Raw genomic sequence first — 14615 nt, forward strand, 5'->3', positions numbered from 1 at the left:
CGGCAACCAGGAGGGACGGACACCATGACCGCGTCGTACAACGCCCGGGCCTACCGGGAGTACTTCGAGAACGATTTCACGTACCTCAACGGCTTCCGGCGCAACACCGGGCGGTTCGGGAACCGGATCGCCGTCAGCGATCCGGACACCGGACAGCAGTGGACCTACGCCCAGCTCGGTGCACGGGTGGACCGCATCGCGACCGGTCTCGCGGACGCCGGGGTGGTCGCCGGGGACGTCGTCGCCTACCAGCTGTTCAACGGTGTCGAAATCGCCGAGCTGTATCTCGCCACCCAGGCCGTGGGCGCGGTCGGGTCACCGGTGAACTACCGCCTCGCCGCCGGGGAGACGGCCTTCGTGCTGGACAAGAGCGCGCCGACGGTGTTCGTCTACGACACCGAACTCACCGACACGGTGCGCGAGGCGTTGCAGCTCGCGCAGCACACCCCGAAGGTGATCGTAGTGGTCGGCGACGGCGACCCCGTCGAAGCGGACGGCGTCACCGTGATCCGCTACGGTCACCTGGCCGCCGACCGCGTGGCCCTGCCGCCGCTGCACCGCACGGTGTGGGACGAGACCACCCGCCTCTACACCTCCGGCACCACCGGAATGCCGAAGGGCGTGCCGCTCAACAGCATGATCGAGGTCTTCAGCGCGCACGACGTGATCATGCACTTCCCGCTGACCCCCGAGGACCGGACGCTCAACATGACGCCGTGGTTCCACCGCGGCGGCCTGTACTCCGGCGGCCCGAACCCGGTGTTCTACGTCGGCGGTGAGGTGGTGCCGCTGCGGACGTTCGACGCGGACCGGGTGCTCGATCTCGTCGCCGAGCGTGGACTGACGTTCCTCATCGGTGCCCCCACCAACCTCGCGATGCTCGCCACCGCCCAGGAGGCACGCCCGCGCGACCTGTCCAGCCTGCGCGGCATCGTGACGATGGGCGCCCCGCTCGAACGCGAAGCGGCGCTGCGCTACCAGCAGGTGCTCAACCCCCGGATCTTCAACGGCTACGGCAGCACCGAAGGGTTCTGGAACACCTTCCTGCGGCCGGCGGACCTGCCCGACCGGGCCGGCAGTGCGGGCCGCGCCTGCACCGACGACGACGTCCGCGTGGTCCGCGTGTACGCGGACCGGCTCGCGGATCCGGACGACGTGGTCGCCAAGGACGGCGAGGACGTCGGTGAGATCATCGTCCGCTCCCCCAAGTGCGCCAACGCCTACTTCGACTCCCCCGATCAGGAGAAGGCGAAGTTCCACCGCGGATGGCTGCACATCGGCGACCTCGGCACGTGGGACGCCGACGAATTCGTCACCGTCGTCGGCCGCAAGGACGACATGCTCGTCTCCGGCGGGGAGAACGTCCACCCGGTGCAGGTCGAAGAAGCCCTCAACGCCCATCCCCAGGTGCGGGACTCGCTCGTCGTCGGCGTTCCCCACGACACGTGGGGCCGGATCGTCGTGGCCTACATCGTCGCCGAGGAACCCACCCTGACCGCCGATGCCCTCGACGCCCACTGCCGGGACCACCCGATGCTGTCGTCGTTCAAACGACCGCGCGCCTACCGCTTCGTCGAGTCGCTGCCGGTCAGCGCAACCGGCAAGAAACTCCACTACCGGGCGACCGACACCGCCGCCGGCGAGTACGCCGCCGGCCTGTTCACGACCCCCACGGCCTCGAAGATCGCCCGGTGAGCACCGCCGCACCCGGGCCAAGGACGGACACCATGAACGCACGACTGGAATACGACTCCGAACACCGGCAGTTCCGCGAGGTCGCCCGCGACTTCGTCCGGGACCGGATCACGCCGGTGCACGAGGACTGGGAACGGGCGTCGCGCCTCGACCGGTCCCTGTTCACCGACGCCGGCAAACTCGGGCTGCTCGGTTTCTCCGTCGACGAGAAGTACGGCGGCCCCGGCGTCGACGACTTCCGCTACAACGCCATCCTCATCGACGAGGTCAACCGCGCCGGGAACGCCGCCGCAGGCATCGCGTTCTCCCTGCAGAACGACGTGGTCCTGCCCTACCTCACGGACATGACCGACGACGAGCAGAAGGCCCGCTGGCTGCCCGGCGTCGTGACCGGCGAGACGGTGCTGGGCATCGCGATGACCGAGCCCGGCGCCGGCAGCGACCTGACCGGCATCCGCACCACCGCCGTCCGCGACGGCGACCACTACGTGGTCGACGGAGCCAAGACGTTCATCTCCAACGGACAGAACGGGGACCTGTTCGTCGTCGCGACCCGCACCTCCCCCGACCCGCACAACGGGCTGACGCTGCTCGTCGTCGAGGCCGACACCCCCGGGTTCTCCCGCGGACGCAACCTCGAGAAGATCGGCCTGCACGCCCAGGACACCAGCGAGCTGACCTTCACCGGCATGCGTGTGCCGGTCGCGAACCGGCTCGGCGAGGAGGGACAGGGCTTCCACCAGCTCGTGCACAACCTGCCGCAGGAACGGCTCTCGCTGTCGATCGGCGCGGTCGCCGCCGCGGAGGGGGTGTTCGCGCAGACCGTCGAGTACGTCAAGGAACGCAAGGCGTTCGGCAAGCCGGTGGCCGGCTTCCAGAACACCCGGTTCGTGCTCGCGGAACTGGCCACCGAACTGGATCTGGCCCGCACCTTCCTCGACGACTGCATCGCCGAGCACGTCGCCGGTGAGCTGTCCGCGGCCCGCGCGGCCCGGCTCAAGTGGTGGACGACCGAACTGCAGGTGCGCGTGGCGGACCGCTGCCTGCAACTGCACGGCGGCTACGGCTACATGCGCGAATACGCGGTGTCCCGCGCGTTCGTCGACGCCCGCATCCAGACGATCTACGGCGGCACCACCGAGATCATGAAGACGATCGTCGCCAAGGACCTGGGCATCTGAGACGACCGGTCATCCGAGACGCCGGGCCGAATTGCGTTCCGGAACAACACGATCCACCATCGGAAACGGAGAAGCCATGACTGTCCTCGTCGGACGCGAAGGCCACGTCGGCATCATCACCCTCGACCGTCCCGCCGTGAACGCGTTCGACGAGGAGCAGACCGCCGGATTCGCCGCGGCGGTCGCGGAACTCGGCGCCGACACCCACGTGCGGTCGCTGCTGATCCGCGGGGCGGGCCGGCACTTCTGCGGTGGAGCCGACATCGCGATGATGGACTCCTGGCGGACCGCCCCCGATCGCCGCGAACGTCTCGCCCGTTTCGCCGAGAGCCTCCAGGAAGCTCTGGAGACGCTGGCGGAGCTGCCGAAACCGTCGATCGCGGCGATCACCGGCGCCGCGACCGGCGGCGGCCTCGAACTGGCGCTGGCCTGCGACTTCCGCATCGCCGGCACGTCCTCCCGGATCGGCCTGCCCGAGGTCGGGCTCGGGCTGCTGCCCGGCGCCGGCGGAACCCAGCGGCTGACCCGGATCGCCGGGCCCGCCGTCGCCACCCGGCTCGTCCTCGGCGCCGAACTCGTCGACGGAGCGGAGGCGCACCGGCTCGGGATCGTGCACTGGGTGGTCGACGGCGGTGTCGAGGAGGCTGCGATGCGGCACGCGCAGCGGCTCGCGGCACTGCCTCCGGCCGCCTACGGCGCGGCCAAGCGCTGCATCGCCGCCGCACGCGGCACCGACGGTTTCGCCACCGAGATCGACGAGATCGGCCGGCTCATCGAGACCGACGAGACGGCCCGGCTGCTCGAACGGTTCGTGACCGCCGCACGCTGACCGGGCCCATCCGCCCGATCGGTACTGTGAATCCACCCATCGGCGACGAGGAGCACCCACCATGACCACCCGAGACGACGCGCTGAACGTCGACGAGGCCGTGCGCGCCGTGCGCGCCCACTCGCGTCGCAAGCAGGTGCTCGAGGCCGCGGTGCGCCTGATGGAACAGACCGGATTCCACCAGATGTCGATGCAGGCCCTCGCCGACGAGGCGGGGGTCAGCGTCGGCCTGATCTACAAGTACTTCGGCGGCAAGGAGGACGTGCTCCTCGCGACCGTCACCTCGATCCTCGACGCCTTCCGCGACCAGCTGGAACCGGCGATGGACGCCGTCGGCGACGACCCGGTCGAGCGGTTGGCGGCGGGCATGCGGCGCTATCTCGAGGTCGTCGACACCAACCTCGACGCGGTGGTCCTGACCTACCGGGAGAGCCGCACGCTCGACAAGACGGGCCGGGAACGTATCAAGGAACTCGAGGTCGCCACTGCGGCACCGCTGCGCGCCACCCTCGAAACCGGCATCGCGTCCGGGGAGTTCAGCCCGGTCGACGTCGACCTCATCGTCTTCGACTTCATGCTCCTCGCCCACGGGTGGGCGCTGAAGCAGTGGCACTTCGGCCGGCACTACACACTCGACGAGTACACGACCCTGCAGATCCGGTTCGTGCTGAACTCGATCGTGCCCGCCGACCGTCGCGCGCGGTACCCGCACCTGCTCCGGCTGGCCTAGCGTCTACAAGAGAGCCATCTGCTCGCCGCTCCCGTCGTCGGGCACGAGCAGCTCGGGACCGTTGTTGCGCACGCTGTTGACCTTCGGGGAGACCCGGCGGACGGTGATCGCCGAGACCGCCTCGAGGCTCGGACGGATCAGGTCCGGATGCCCCAGGCTGTCCGGATCCAGCCAGGCGTCCCACCGGTCCGGCGGCAGGATCAGCGGCATCCGCTCGTGGACGTTGCGCAACTGCGCGACCGAGTCGGCGGTGAGGATCGTGGTGCTGACCAGCGGCGCCGCGTCGGGAACCTTCGGGTCGCGCCACACCGCCCACAGGCCCGCCATGCAGATCCGCGAACCGTCCTCCGGGGACATGTAGTACGGCACCTTCGCGGTCTTCCCGTCCGGTGTCGGTTCGACCTGCCACTCGTACCAGCCGTTCATCGGCACCAGGCAGCGCTTGTACCGCAGCGACTGCGCGAACGACGGCTTCGTGGCCACCGACTCGGAGCGGGCATTGAACAGCGGCGCGCTTCTGCCGATCTCCTTCGCGAACGGCGGCACGAGACCCCACCGCATGCGACGGATCCGCCGCGTCACCGGCTCGTCCGGATTCTCGCGATCGTGCCGGGCGACGACGGTGAGCACCCGGGTCGTCGGGGCGACGTTGAAATTGACGGCGTCGAAGTCGGTGGTGCTGTCGCTATTACCGTCTCCTCCCCCGACCGTCTCGTCGATCGCGTCGAGTTCCGCCGCGAGGGTCGCCGGGTCCGCCGTCGTCGCATACCTGCCGCACATAGGGCGAGTCTGACAGCCGGCTCCGACGACCACTTCCCCGCGTCGGACGCGCCGGGTGCACACCCGGCTGCGACGATGGGAGAAGATGGTCGGGTGAGTCTGTGGAGAGCCCCCCGAGCCGAGTCCCCCGTCGACGCGATCGTGACACTGCCCGGATCCAAGTCGATCACCAACCGCGCGCTGATCCTCGCCGCCCTCGCCGACGGTCCCTCGACGATCACAGGGGCCCTGCGCAGCCGCGACACCGACCTGATGATCGCTGCCCTGGGCGGACTGGGTACGACGATCACCGAGCGTGACGGCGGCACCACCCTCGACGTCGTTCCCGGCGACCTGCACGGCGGCGAGGTCGCCTGCGGGCTCGCCGGCACCGTCATGCGGTTCGTGCCGCCGCTCGCGGCACTCGCCGACGGGGACGTCTTCTTCGACGGCGACGAGCAGGCCAAGACCCGGCCGATGGGAACCGTCCTGGACGCCCTGCGTTCCCTCGGCGCCGACATCGACGGCGAGCGGCTGCCGTTCACCGTGCACGGCGCCGGCGCACTGCGCGGCGGAACCGTCACCATCGACGCGTCCGGGTCCTCGCAGTTCGTCAGCGGCCTGCTGCTGTCGGCCGCCCGCTACGACGAGGGCGTCACCGTCCGGCACAGCGGCGAGCCGGTGCCGTCGATGCCGCACATCGACATGACCGTCGAGATGCTGCGCGCCGCCGGTGTCGACGTCGACACCGCCGACGCGAACACATGGCGTGTGGCGCCGGGCCCGATCCGGGCGATCGACGTCGAGGTCGAACCGGACCTGTCGAACGCGACGCCCTTCCTCGCCGCCGCGGCCGTCACCGGCGGCACGGTGTCGGTCCCGATGTGGCCGAAGTCGACCACGCAGGCCGGCGACGCGATCCGCGAGATTCTCGAGCGGATGGGCGCGACCGTCACCTGGTCGGACGGCACCCTGACGGTGCGCGGCCCCGAGCGGCTCACCGGCATCGACATCGACCTGCACGACGTCGGGGAACTCGCCCCGACCGTCGCCGCCCTCGCCGCTCTCGCGACGACCCCGTCGCAGCTGCGCGGCATCGCGCACCTGCGCGGCCACGAGACCGACCGGCTCGCGGCGCTGGTGACCGAGATCGCCCGGCTCGGCGGATCGGCGACCGAAACGGAGGACGGACTGCGTATCGAACCGGCCACCCTGCACGGCGGTCGGTGGCAGTCCTACGCCGATCACCGCATGGCCACCGCCGGGGCGATCATCGGTCTCGTCGTCGACGACGTCGACGTCCACGACATCGGCACGACCTCCAAGACGCTGCCCGGATTCGAGTCGTTGTGGGCGGCGATGTTGACGGGAGCGCGCTCCTGAACCGGCGGCGCCGCCAGTACGACGAGTCCGACGTCCGGGTCCGCCCGGGCAAGGGCTCGCGGCCGCGCACCAAGGATCGCCCCGCCCACCTCGACGCCGTCGAGGGCATGGTCGTCTCCGTCGACCGCGGTCGCTGGGGCGTGGTGCTCGGCGGCGACCCGAAGCGCCCGATCGTGGCGATGCGCGCCCGCGAACTCGGCCGCACCCCGATCGTGGTCGGTGATCTCGTCGGCGTCGTCGGCGACCTGTCGGGCCGTCCTGACACGCTCGCGCGGATCGTGCGGGTCCACGACCGCGAGACGGTGCTGCGACGCACCGCCGACGACACCGATCCGTTCGAGCGGATCGTCGTCGCGAACGCGCAGCGGCTGCTCATCGTCGTCGCGCTCGCCGATCCGCCGCCGCGGACAGGTCTGGTCGAACGTGCGCTGGTCGCGGCCTATGCCGGCGGACTGACCCCCGTGCTGGGCCTGACGAAGTCCGATCTCGCCGACCCCGCCGAGTTCACCGCCCAGTTCGCCGATCTGGACCTGCCGGTGATGCTCGTCGGCAAGGACGACGACCTGACCGAGCTCACCGAGCTGATCACCGATTCGGTGACGGCGCTGATCGGGCACTCCGGCGTGGGCAAGTCGACGCTGGTCAACCGGCTGGTGCCGGACGCGGCCCGCGCGACCGGCGAGGTCTCCGGCGTCGGCAAGGGCCGGCACACCTCGACCCAATCGGTCGCTCTGCCGTTGCCCGGCGGCGGCTGGGTCGTCGACACCCCCGGCATCCGCTCGTTCGGGCTCGCGCACATCTCCGCGGAGAATGTCGTCGCCGCGTTCTCCGACCTGGCCGAGGCAGTGGAGGACTGCCCGCGCGGGTGCACCCACCTCGGCCCCCCGGCCGACCCGGAGTGCGCGCTCGACAACCTCGAGGGCAAGTCGTTGCGCCGCGCCCAGGCCGTGCGGGGACTGCTCACGGCGCTCACCGAGAACGAAGCCTGGTGACGCGGATCGGCCCCCGGCTCCGAAAAGGAGCCGGGGGCCGATCTGTAGCAACAGAGTCGCTCAGCGCATCCCCAGGACGCGACGGACGAATCCGCGCTTGCGGGTTTTCTCGATCGCGGTGGCCAGTCCGACCCGGCGACCGGTGAGCGGATCGATCTCGGACTTGCCGCCGAAACCGCGTTCCGATGCCGTCTCGGGAGCGGCGTCCCGGGTGTCCTTGAGGTACTTGTCGGGCAGCGACAGCTTCGCGATGGTGCGCCACGACTTCCAGTACTGCACCGCGAGCGGACCCGTGGTGTACGGAAGGTCGTACTTCTCGCACAGCGCCTTCACCCGGAGCGAGATCTCGTGGTACCGGTTGGACGGCAGGTCCGGGAAGATGTGGTGCTCGATCTGGTAGCTGAGGTTGCCGGTCATGAAGTCCATGACGCGGCCACCGGAGATGTTGGCCGAACCGAGCATCTGCCGCAGGTACCACTCGGCGCGCGTTTCGTTCTCGACGTCGGCCTTGGTGAACTTCTCGGCACCGTCCGGGAAGTGCCCGCAGAAGATCACGGCGTTGGTCCAGATGTTGCGCACGAAGTTCGCGGTCGCATTCGCGGTGAGCGTCGACTTCCAGGCCTTGCCGGTCAGCGCCGGGTGCACCACGTAGTCCTTGAGCGTCTGCTTGCCGAGCTTGACGAGCACCTCGCTACCGAGTTCCTTGGTGCGCTCGCGGTCGTCGCGCCCCTGGATGACCTTGCCGAGCTCGAGCAGCTGGATCGCGATGCCGTACTGGAACAGCGACGCGAGGATCGCGTTGTAGGCGACGTTGCCGAGGTAGAACGGCTTCCAGCGCTGGTCGCGGGTCACGCGCAGCAGCCCGTATCCCACGTCGTCGTCCATGCCGAGGATGTTCGTGTACTTGTGGTGCAGGTAGTTGTGGGTCTGCTTCCAGTGCGCCGACGGATCGACGTTGTCCCACTCCCAGTTCGCCGAATGCACCTCGGGGTCGTTCATCCAGTCCCACTGCCCGTGCATCACGTTGTGCCCGAGCTCCATGTTCTCGATGATCTTCGAGAGCGAGAGCATGGCGGTGCCCAGGACCCACAGCGAGCGCTTGCGGGAACCGAAGAGCACTGCGCGCCCGCCGACTTCGAGTCCACGCTGGAGCCGGATCGTGTTGCGCACGTAGCGGGCGTCCCGCTCGCCGCGCGCCTCCTCGATGTCGCGGCGGATGGCGTCGAGTTCGCGGCCGATGGCCTCGACGTCGGCCTCCGTCAGGTGCGCATACTCTTTGATGTCCGAAATGGCCATGCGGCTACCCTACCGTAAGTTACGGCCCCGTAGGTTAGCCGGATCCGCGCTGTGAGAGGAATCACAATCAAGATCGTTTCGCGCGGCGAGCGGCGAGTTTCGCCTCCGCCTGGGCGCGCAACGCCGTCAGCAGACCCCGTCGCCGGCCCGTCACCGGATCCACCGTGAGCTCCGCGACCCCGGGGCCCTGCACCCGCGAGAACTTGCGCTCGGACGAGGTCTCCGGCGCGTCGTCCGACGTGGCGCGCAGGAACCGGTCCGGCAACGCGAGCTTGTGGATGGTCCGCAACGCGAGCAGGTACTGCCGGCCGAGCGAACCGGTCGTGTACGGAAGGTCGTACTTCGCGCACAGCGCGCGCACCCGTGCCGCGATCTCCGGATACCGGTTGCTCGGCAGATCCGGGAACAGATGGTGCTCGATCTGGTAGCTCAGGTTCCCCGTCAGGAATCCCATCACCGGACCGCCGGAGATGTTCGCGCTGCCGAGCAGCTGCCGCAGATACCACTGCGCGTGCGTCTCGTTCTCGAACTGGTCGACGGTGAACTTCTCGGCCCCGTCCGGGAAGTGCCCGCAGAAGATCACCGCGTACGCCCACAGGTTCCGGACCAGGTTCGCGGTGAGATTCGCGGACAGCGTGCTGCGCCAGGCCGGGCCCGTCAACGCGGGGAACAACACCACGTCCTTGACGACCTGACGTGCCGCCTTGCGCGCAAAGTCCTTGTTGGGCTGCGAATTCCACTGCATACGCGGAACCCCATCGGCCTCCTTCTGTGCCGACAGGTCGTGCAGGGCGATGCCCCACTCGAAGGTCGCGGCGAGGACCACGTTCGCGATCGGCTGGAGAAGGTTGCGCGGCCGCCACGCCTCGTCGCGGGTCATCCGCAGGATCCCGAATCCCACGTCCTCGTCCATGCCGACGATGTTCGTGTACGTGTGGTGCGCGTAGTTGTGGGCACGCTTCCAGTGCGCCGACGGCCCCGTCTGATCCCACTCCCACGACGTGGAATGGATCTCCGGGTCGTTCATCCAGTCCCACTGCCCGTGCATCACGTTGTGCCCGAGCTCCATGTTCTCGATGATCTTCGCGAGCGAGAGCATCCCGGCACCCAGCACCCACAACGGACGTCGGGGGGAGCCGAACAGCACCGCCCGCCCACCGAGCTCGAGTACCCGCTGCAGCCGGATCGTGTTGCGGATGTAGCGGGCGTCCCGCACCCCGCGCGAGTCCTCGACGTCCCGGCGGATCGCGTCGAACTCACGACCCAGCGCTTCGATGTCCGAATCGCTGAGGTGCGCGAACGCGCGGATGTCGGTGATGGCCACTGAGGGTCCTTGCTGTGGAACGGGCGGTGGGCGTCAGGCGTCGAGAGTGCAGTCCCCGGCAGCCGCGGAAATGCAGGTCTGGACACGCTCACCCTCGGCGTGTTCCTGGCCGGACCGCAGATCGACGATGTGCCCCTTCTCGAGCGGGACCACACAAGTCTGACAGATCCCCATCCGGCAGCCGAACGGCATCAGTGCGCCGACGCTCTCACCGGCCTCGAGCAGCGTGGTCGCGCCGTCGACGGTGACGGTCTTGCCCGACTTCGCGAAGGTCACGGTGCCGCCGGAACCGGAGGTGTCGGCGCGGGTGACCGCGAACCGCTCGAGGTGCAGACGATCCTCGATGCCGGCCTTCTTCCAGAACGCCTCGATGTCGTCGAGCATCTGCTGCGGTCCGCACGCCCAGGTCTGACGCTCACGCCAGTCGGGGCAGACCTCGTCGAGCCGGTCCAGGGTGAACTTCCCCTGCGAGCGGGTGAGCTGGACGTGCGACCGGAACCGGTCGTGCGTGGCGTCGAACTTCTCGAGCTCGGCACGGAACATCACGTCGTCCGCGGTCGGCGCCGAGTGCACGTGCACGACGTCGGGCAGCTCGACGTCGCGGTCGACCGCGCGACGGTCGAGCGTGCGCAGCATCGACATGATCGGGGTGATCCCACTGCCGGCGGTGAGCATCAGGATCCGCTCCGGCGGCGGGTCGGGCAGCACGAAGTCGCCCTTCGGTGTCGCGAGCCGCACGATCGTGCCCGCGGGCACGCCGGTGACGAGGTGGCTCGACAGGAAACCTTCCGGCATCGCCTTGACCGCGATCGAGATGAGCTTGTCGTTCCAGGTGGGCGACGATGTCAGCGAGTAGGACCGCCAGTGCCACCGGCCGTCGATGTGCAGGCCGATGCCGATGTACTGACCCGGGTTGTAGCCGAAGTCGAATCCCCAGCCGGGCTTGATGACGAGGGTTGCCGAATCCGTCGTCTCCGGGCGCACCTCGACGATGCGGCCACGCAGCTCACGCGCGGACCACAGCGGGTTGACCAGGTGCAGATAGTCGTCGGGCAGCAGCGGGGTCGTGAATCGCGCGACCGCGCCTCGTACGAGATTCGACACGGATCGCTCGGACGCCGAGACGTGCGCCGCGGGACGCTCGATCCACTCCTTCAAACCCATCGACCACTTCTCCTCACCCGGTATGCCTACGGTGCCGTAGGTTACCAGAAAGCTACGGTGGCGTAGGTTACGGACAAGTGGTCGACAAACAGCTGGAACGGTTCCGGAACTAGAGCAGTTCCAGAAGGAACGGCAACTCCTGCGTCGCATACCAGGCGAGCTGGTGGTCCTCCGCGTCGCCGAGCACGAACTCGGCTTCCTCGTCACCCATGTCCGCGGCGTCGATGACCTCGACGGCCCGCGCCACGTCCGCTTCGGCTCCTTCGAGGTCGACGTGCACCGAGGCCACCGACTTCAGCGTGACGGGCGCGGCGAGGCGGACGACCGCATCGTCGAGATCCGGACGCGGGGTGGCCTCCTCGACGTCCGCGGCCACCACCACCCGACGCACCGGCAGATCCTTCGCCGACTCGTCGGTGGCCGATTCGTCGTCCGCCCGTGCCGCCAGGAGCCGCAGCGAGGCCCGGGCGGCCTCCGCCATGGCGACCTCGGCGAGTTCGTCGTCGTCCCCGGACGTGTAGGCCTCGCGCAGCGCGGCCGTCACCGCGAACGCCGTGCGGTTCACCGCTTCGACCTCACCGTCGGCCACCAGCCGCTGCAGCATGTCGATCGTGGCCGGCACGTAGACCCGCGTCTTGCCCTTACCTACTGGCATCCAACAACTCCTCGAGTGCTTCCTGGAGCAGCGACGTCAGGACCCCCACATCGGGCATCGCATCGCGGTCCGCGTTCAAACCGTAGTAGACGGACCCGTCGTAGGACGTCAGCGCAATGCTCAACGTCTGGTTCTTCAGCAGCGGCGACACCGGGTACATCTCCAGGACCGGTATGCCGGCCAGGTAGAGCGGGTGCTGCGGGCCGGGTGCGTTGGTGATCATCAGATTGAACATGCGCTGCGAGAAGCCGCTGGCCACCCGCACCCCCACCGCGTGCATGGTCGCCGGCGCGAAACCGGACAACCGGATCATGGCCTGTGCCGCGATGCGGCGGCGCTGCCGCGCGTAGGCCTCACCGGCGTGCGCGATGTGCGACAACCGCACCACCGCGTTCGGCTCCCCCACCGGCAGGTCGACGAGGAAGGTCGACACCTCCCCCTGCGGGTGCACCTGGATCGTCTCGGCACCGTCGGCGTCGTCGGCGTCCGCCGGATCCTGCGTGTACACCGACATCGGCACCATCGCGCGCACCACCGACGCCTCGGTCACCGGTTCGCCGCGCGAGAGCAGCCAATAGCGCAACGCCCCGGAGATCACCGCGAGCACGACGTCGTTGATGGTGCAGCCGTACCGGGAATGGATCTTGCGGTACAACTCCAGATCGGACCGCACCACCGCGAACCGGCGGCTGCGCGAGATCGACTCGTTGAGCGGGCTCTCCGGCGCCGACTGTGCGGCGGTCCGCGCCAGGCGCCCGACCACGTCGACGGCCTCGGTCGCTGTGGCGGCGAGGTTGCCCACGGCCGAACGCAGCAGCGCGATTCCCTCTCCCGGTCGCGCGACCAGGTCGGCGAGCGCACCGATCACGAGCGCGGTGTCCGACGGTTCCTGCTCCGGCATCCACAGCTCTTCGGGCACCTGCCGGGGTTCGACATCGGAATCGAAGAGCACCTGCCCGATGTCCAGCGCGTCCTCACCGTCGACGAGCGCCGAATGCGACTTCGTGAACAGCGCACACCGGTTTCCCTCGAGGCCCTCGACGAGGTACATCTCCCACAGCGGGCGGGTCCGGTCCAGCGGACGCGAGATCAGCCGAGCCAGCAGATCGTGCAACTGGTCGTCCGATCCGGGGCGGGGCAGCGCCGAGCGGCGCACATGGTAGGCGATGTCGAAGTCGCGGTCGTCCACCCACACCGGCCGCGCCAGTCCCAGCGCGACCTCCCGCACCTTCTGCCGATAGCGCGGCACCTCCGCGATACGGCGTTCCACGAGCTGCAGCAGCGTCTCGAAGTCCAAGCCGCCCTCCGGTTCGGAGAGGATCGCCAGCGACCCGATGTGCATCGGCGTGTTCGTCGTCTCCAGGAAGTAGAACGATGCGTCCTGCGCGGTCATGCGGGTCGTCATCTGCGAGTGTCCCCCTCACCCCGGTCCGTGACCGTGTCCCCTGCCGCCGAGGTCTCAGGCGCCGAGGTCACGGGCGCCTCGTCGGCGCTCAGCTCGAAGAGTACGGTCAGTTCTGCCACAACGACATCCGGACACTCGTGGTGCACTCCCACCATCCCCGTGGCGGCCGCTGCGCGCACGTTCGCGACGAGGTCGTCGACGAAGACGCACTGCGCCGGTTCCAGTCCCAGTCGCTGCGCCACCAGCAGATAACTCCGTGGATCGGGTTTGGCCACACCCACATCGCCGGAGAGCACCACTTCGTCGACGAAGCGCCCACCGCCGAGCTCGCGCAGCCGGTCCGCTCCGGGCCCACCCGGGTCGTTGCTCAGGATCGCCGTCCGCACACCTCGTCCGCGCAGCGCAGCCACCACGCCTGCGAGCGCACGCCCGTCCGTGCCGGGTCCCGCGAGCACCCCACCGAAATCCAAGACCAATCCCCGCACGTATCCACCCTAGAGTTCGTGCGCCGGTCTCTGCGACAGGAGTGTCCCGGCGGGCACGGAGTGTCTCGACGGGCGCGCGCGCCGTAGCTGTGGCACGATGACCGCGGCTCCGTCCTCTCCCGGGGTCGACCCGTGCACCGTCGCGGGTCGCGACCGTCACGCACGTCACCAGGGAGATGCATGTCCGAAAACCCCGGGATCCGCCACGTCCTGCGGATCCCTCCGTACGAGCCACCCGCCCGGCACAACTGCGATCGGCCCCGCCGGTACGCGACGCGGCGCACCACCACGCACGACGGCAGATCACCCCGCCCGGCCCGGTCGGGGCCGGCCACTCCTCCGCTCACAGCGGCAATCGATCCGACGGCGAGCGCATTCGCCGAACGCGCGGTCCGGCTGGTGCTCGAAGTTCTCGACCGGCGGCGGCCGGAGACGCAACTGGAGACGGTGCTCGATCCCGTCCTGCGCGACGCGATGGCGCCCACACGGTCGGCGTCCCCGGGTGCGGGCAGTGCGACGTTGCTGCGCACCCGCTTGCGTGCCGTCGACGCCGACACCGCGGAACTGTTCGGTTCCTACACGCGTGGCCATCGCGTTCTCGCGCTGGCCGGTCGCATCAGCCGGGTCGCGCCGTCGCGCCGGGCCCCGCACGGCTGGCTCATCACCTCGCTGTGGCTGGGCTGATCCGGCGCGACGACCGACGGCCGACGATCGGCG

Annotated in this window: 14 protein-coding genes; 7 read left to right on the forward strand and 7 right to left on the reverse strand. The window is 69.3% G+C overall.

Going from position 1 to position 14615, the window contains the following annotated elements; genetic code table 11:
* Positions 1–24 precede the first annotated feature (24 nt).
* The 4 genes from ACWDTS_RS07600 (at position 25) to ACWDTS_RS07615 (ending at position 4435) form a co-directional block, all read left to right on the forward strand.
* Positions 25–1695 carry a class I adenylate-forming enzyme family protein gene (locus ACWDTS_RS07600; protein ID WP_450117898.1) on the forward strand — a complete coding sequence of 557 codons (1671 nt, stop codon included), beginning with the start codon at positions 25–27 and terminating at the stop codon, positions 1693–1695.
* Between the two features lie 32 nt (positions 1696–1727).
* Positions 1728–2876 carry an acyl-CoA dehydrogenase family protein gene (locus ACWDTS_RS07605; protein WP_420752497.1) on the forward strand — a complete coding sequence of 383 codons (1149 nt, stop codon included), beginning with the start codon at positions 1728–1730 and terminating at the stop codon, positions 2874–2876.
* Positions 2877–2952: 76 nt separating this feature from the next.
* Positions 2953–3705: an enoyl-CoA hydratase/isomerase family protein gene (locus ACWDTS_RS07610; protein WP_450117899.1), complete on the forward strand. Its 753-nt coding sequence runs from the start codon at positions 2953–2955 to the stop codon at positions 3703–3705.
* 61 nt (positions 3706–3766) lie between these two features.
* Positions 3767–4435 (forward strand): TetR/AcrR family transcriptional regulator, encoded by a 669-nt coding sequence (locus ACWDTS_RS07615; RefSeq protein WP_197252768.1) that lies wholly within the window; start codon positions 3767–3769, stop codon positions 4433–4435.
* A 3-nt stretch (positions 4436–4438) separates the two neighbouring features.
* On the opposite strand, the gene ACWDTS_RS07620 is transcribed toward ACWDTS_RS07615, so the two are convergent.
* Positions 4439–5215 (reverse strand): SOS response-associated peptidase, encoded by a 777-nt coding sequence (locus ACWDTS_RS07620; RefSeq protein ID WP_450108599.1) that lies wholly within the window; start codon positions 5213–5215, stop codon positions 4439–4441.
* A gap of 75 nt (positions 5216–5290) precedes the next feature.
* Between ACWDTS_RS07620 and aroA the strand changes: the two genes are divergently transcribed.
* Together aroA and rsgA are read left to right on the forward strand one after the other, a co-directional pair.
* Positions 5291–6577 carry a 3-phosphoshikimate 1-carboxyvinyltransferase gene (aroA, locus tag ACWDTS_RS07625; protein ID WP_450117900.1) on the forward strand — a complete coding sequence of 429 codons (1287 nt, stop codon included), beginning with the start codon at positions 5291–5293 and terminating at the stop codon, positions 6575–6577.
* A complete protein-coding gene (gene rsgA / locus ACWDTS_RS07630; RefSeq protein ID WP_450108601.1) occupies positions 6544–7569 on the forward strand; it encodes a ribosome small subunit-dependent GTPase A in 1026 nt (341 codons plus the stop codon). The genes aroA and rsgA overlap by 34 nt, the downstream gene beginning before the upstream one ends.
* A gap of 60 nt (positions 7570–7629) precedes the next feature.
* Here rsgA and ACWDTS_RS07635 read toward each other — a convergent pair whose 3' ends face one another.
* The 6 genes from ACWDTS_RS07635 to ACWDTS_RS07660 form a co-directional block, all read right to left on the reverse strand.
* Entirely contained in the window at positions 7630–8865 is a 1236-nt protein-coding gene (locus ACWDTS_RS07635) for a fatty acid desaturase family protein (RefSeq protein WP_450108602.1), read from the reverse strand.
* Positions 8866–8932: 67 nt separating this feature from the next.
* Positions 8933–10189 (reverse strand): fatty acid desaturase family protein, encoded by a 1257-nt coding sequence (locus tag ACWDTS_RS07640; RefSeq protein ID WP_450117901.1) that lies wholly within the window; start codon positions 10187–10189, stop codon positions 8933–8935.
* Positions 10190–10222: 33 nt separating this feature from the next.
* A complete protein-coding gene (locus ACWDTS_RS07645; RefSeq protein ID WP_450117902.1) occupies positions 10223–11353 on the reverse strand; it encodes a ferredoxin reductase in 1131 nt (376 codons plus the stop codon).
* A 109-nt stretch (positions 11354–11462) separates the two neighbouring features.
* Complete coding sequence (locus tag ACWDTS_RS07650) at positions 11463–12008, reverse strand: DUF6912 family protein (RefSeq protein WP_450117903.1); 546 nt, start codon at positions 12006–12008, stop codon at positions 11463–11465.
* On the reverse strand, positions 11995–13413 hold the full coding sequence (locus ACWDTS_RS07655) for a WS/DGAT/MGAT family O-acyltransferase (protein WP_450117904.1): 1419 nt from the start codon (positions 13411–13413) through the stop codon (positions 11995–11997). Before ACWDTS_RS07655 ends, ACWDTS_RS07650 begins: the two co-directional genes overlap by 14 nt.
* Positions 13410–13898, reverse strand: coding sequence for an HAD-IA family hydrolase (locus ACWDTS_RS07660; protein WP_450117905.1), 489 nt, complete (start codon positions 13896–13898; stop codon positions 13410–13412). Before ACWDTS_RS07660 ends, ACWDTS_RS07655 begins: the two co-directional genes overlap by 4 nt.
* A gap of 180 nt (positions 13899–14078) precedes the next feature.
* On the opposite strand from ACWDTS_RS07660, the gene ACWDTS_RS07665 reads away from it, so the two are divergent.
* Entirely contained in the window at positions 14079–14582 is a 504-nt protein-coding gene (locus ACWDTS_RS07665) for an Rv3235 family protein (protein ID WP_450117906.1), read from the forward strand.
* The last annotated feature ends 33 nt before the right edge of the window (positions 14583–14615 follow it).

It is taken from the genome of Rhodococcus sp. NPDC003383 (assembly GCF_053589115.1).

Coding starts and splice junctions, on each gene's coding strand:
- ACWDTS_RS07600 (WP_450117898.1), top strand. CDS start 25: ATGACCGCGTCGTACAACGCCCGGGCCTACCGGGAGTACTTCGAGAAC.
- ACWDTS_RS07605 (WP_420752497.1), top strand. CDS start 1,728: ATGAACGCACGACTGGAATACGACTCCGAACACCGGCAGTTCCGCGAG.
- ACWDTS_RS07610 (WP_450117899.1), top strand. CDS start 2,953: ATGACTGTCCTCGTCGGACGCGAAGGCCACGTCGGCATCATCACCCTC.
- ACWDTS_RS07615 (WP_197252768.1), top strand. CDS start 3,767: ATGACCACCCGAGACGACGCGCTGAACGTCGACGAGGCCGTGCGCGCC.
- ACWDTS_RS07620 (WP_450108599.1), bottom strand. CDS start 5,215: ATGTGCGGCAGGTATGCGACGACGGCGGACCCGGCGACCCTCGCGGCG.
- aroA (WP_450117900.1), top strand. CDS start 5,291: ATGGGAGAAGATGGTCGGGTGAGTCTGTGGAGAGCCCCCCGAGCCGAG.
- ACWDTS_RS07635 (WP_450108602.1), bottom strand. CDS start 8,865: ATGGCCATTTCGGACATCAAAGAGTATGCGCACCTGACGGAGGCCGAC.
- ACWDTS_RS07645 (WP_450117902.1), bottom strand. CDS start 11,353: ATGGGTTTGAAGGAGTGGATCGAGCGTCCCGCGGCGCACGTCTCGGCG.
- ACWDTS_RS07650 (WP_450117903.1), bottom strand. CDS start 12,008: ATGCCAGTAGGTAAGGGCAAGACGCGGGTCTACGTGCCGGCCACGATC.
- ACWDTS_RS07655 (WP_450117904.1), bottom strand. CDS start 13,413: ATGACGACCCGCATGACCGCGCAGGACGCATCGTTCTACTTCCTGGAG.
- ACWDTS_RS07665 (WP_450117906.1), top strand. CDS start 14,079: ATGTCCGAAAACCCCGGGATCCGCCACGTCCTGCGGATCCCTCCGTAC.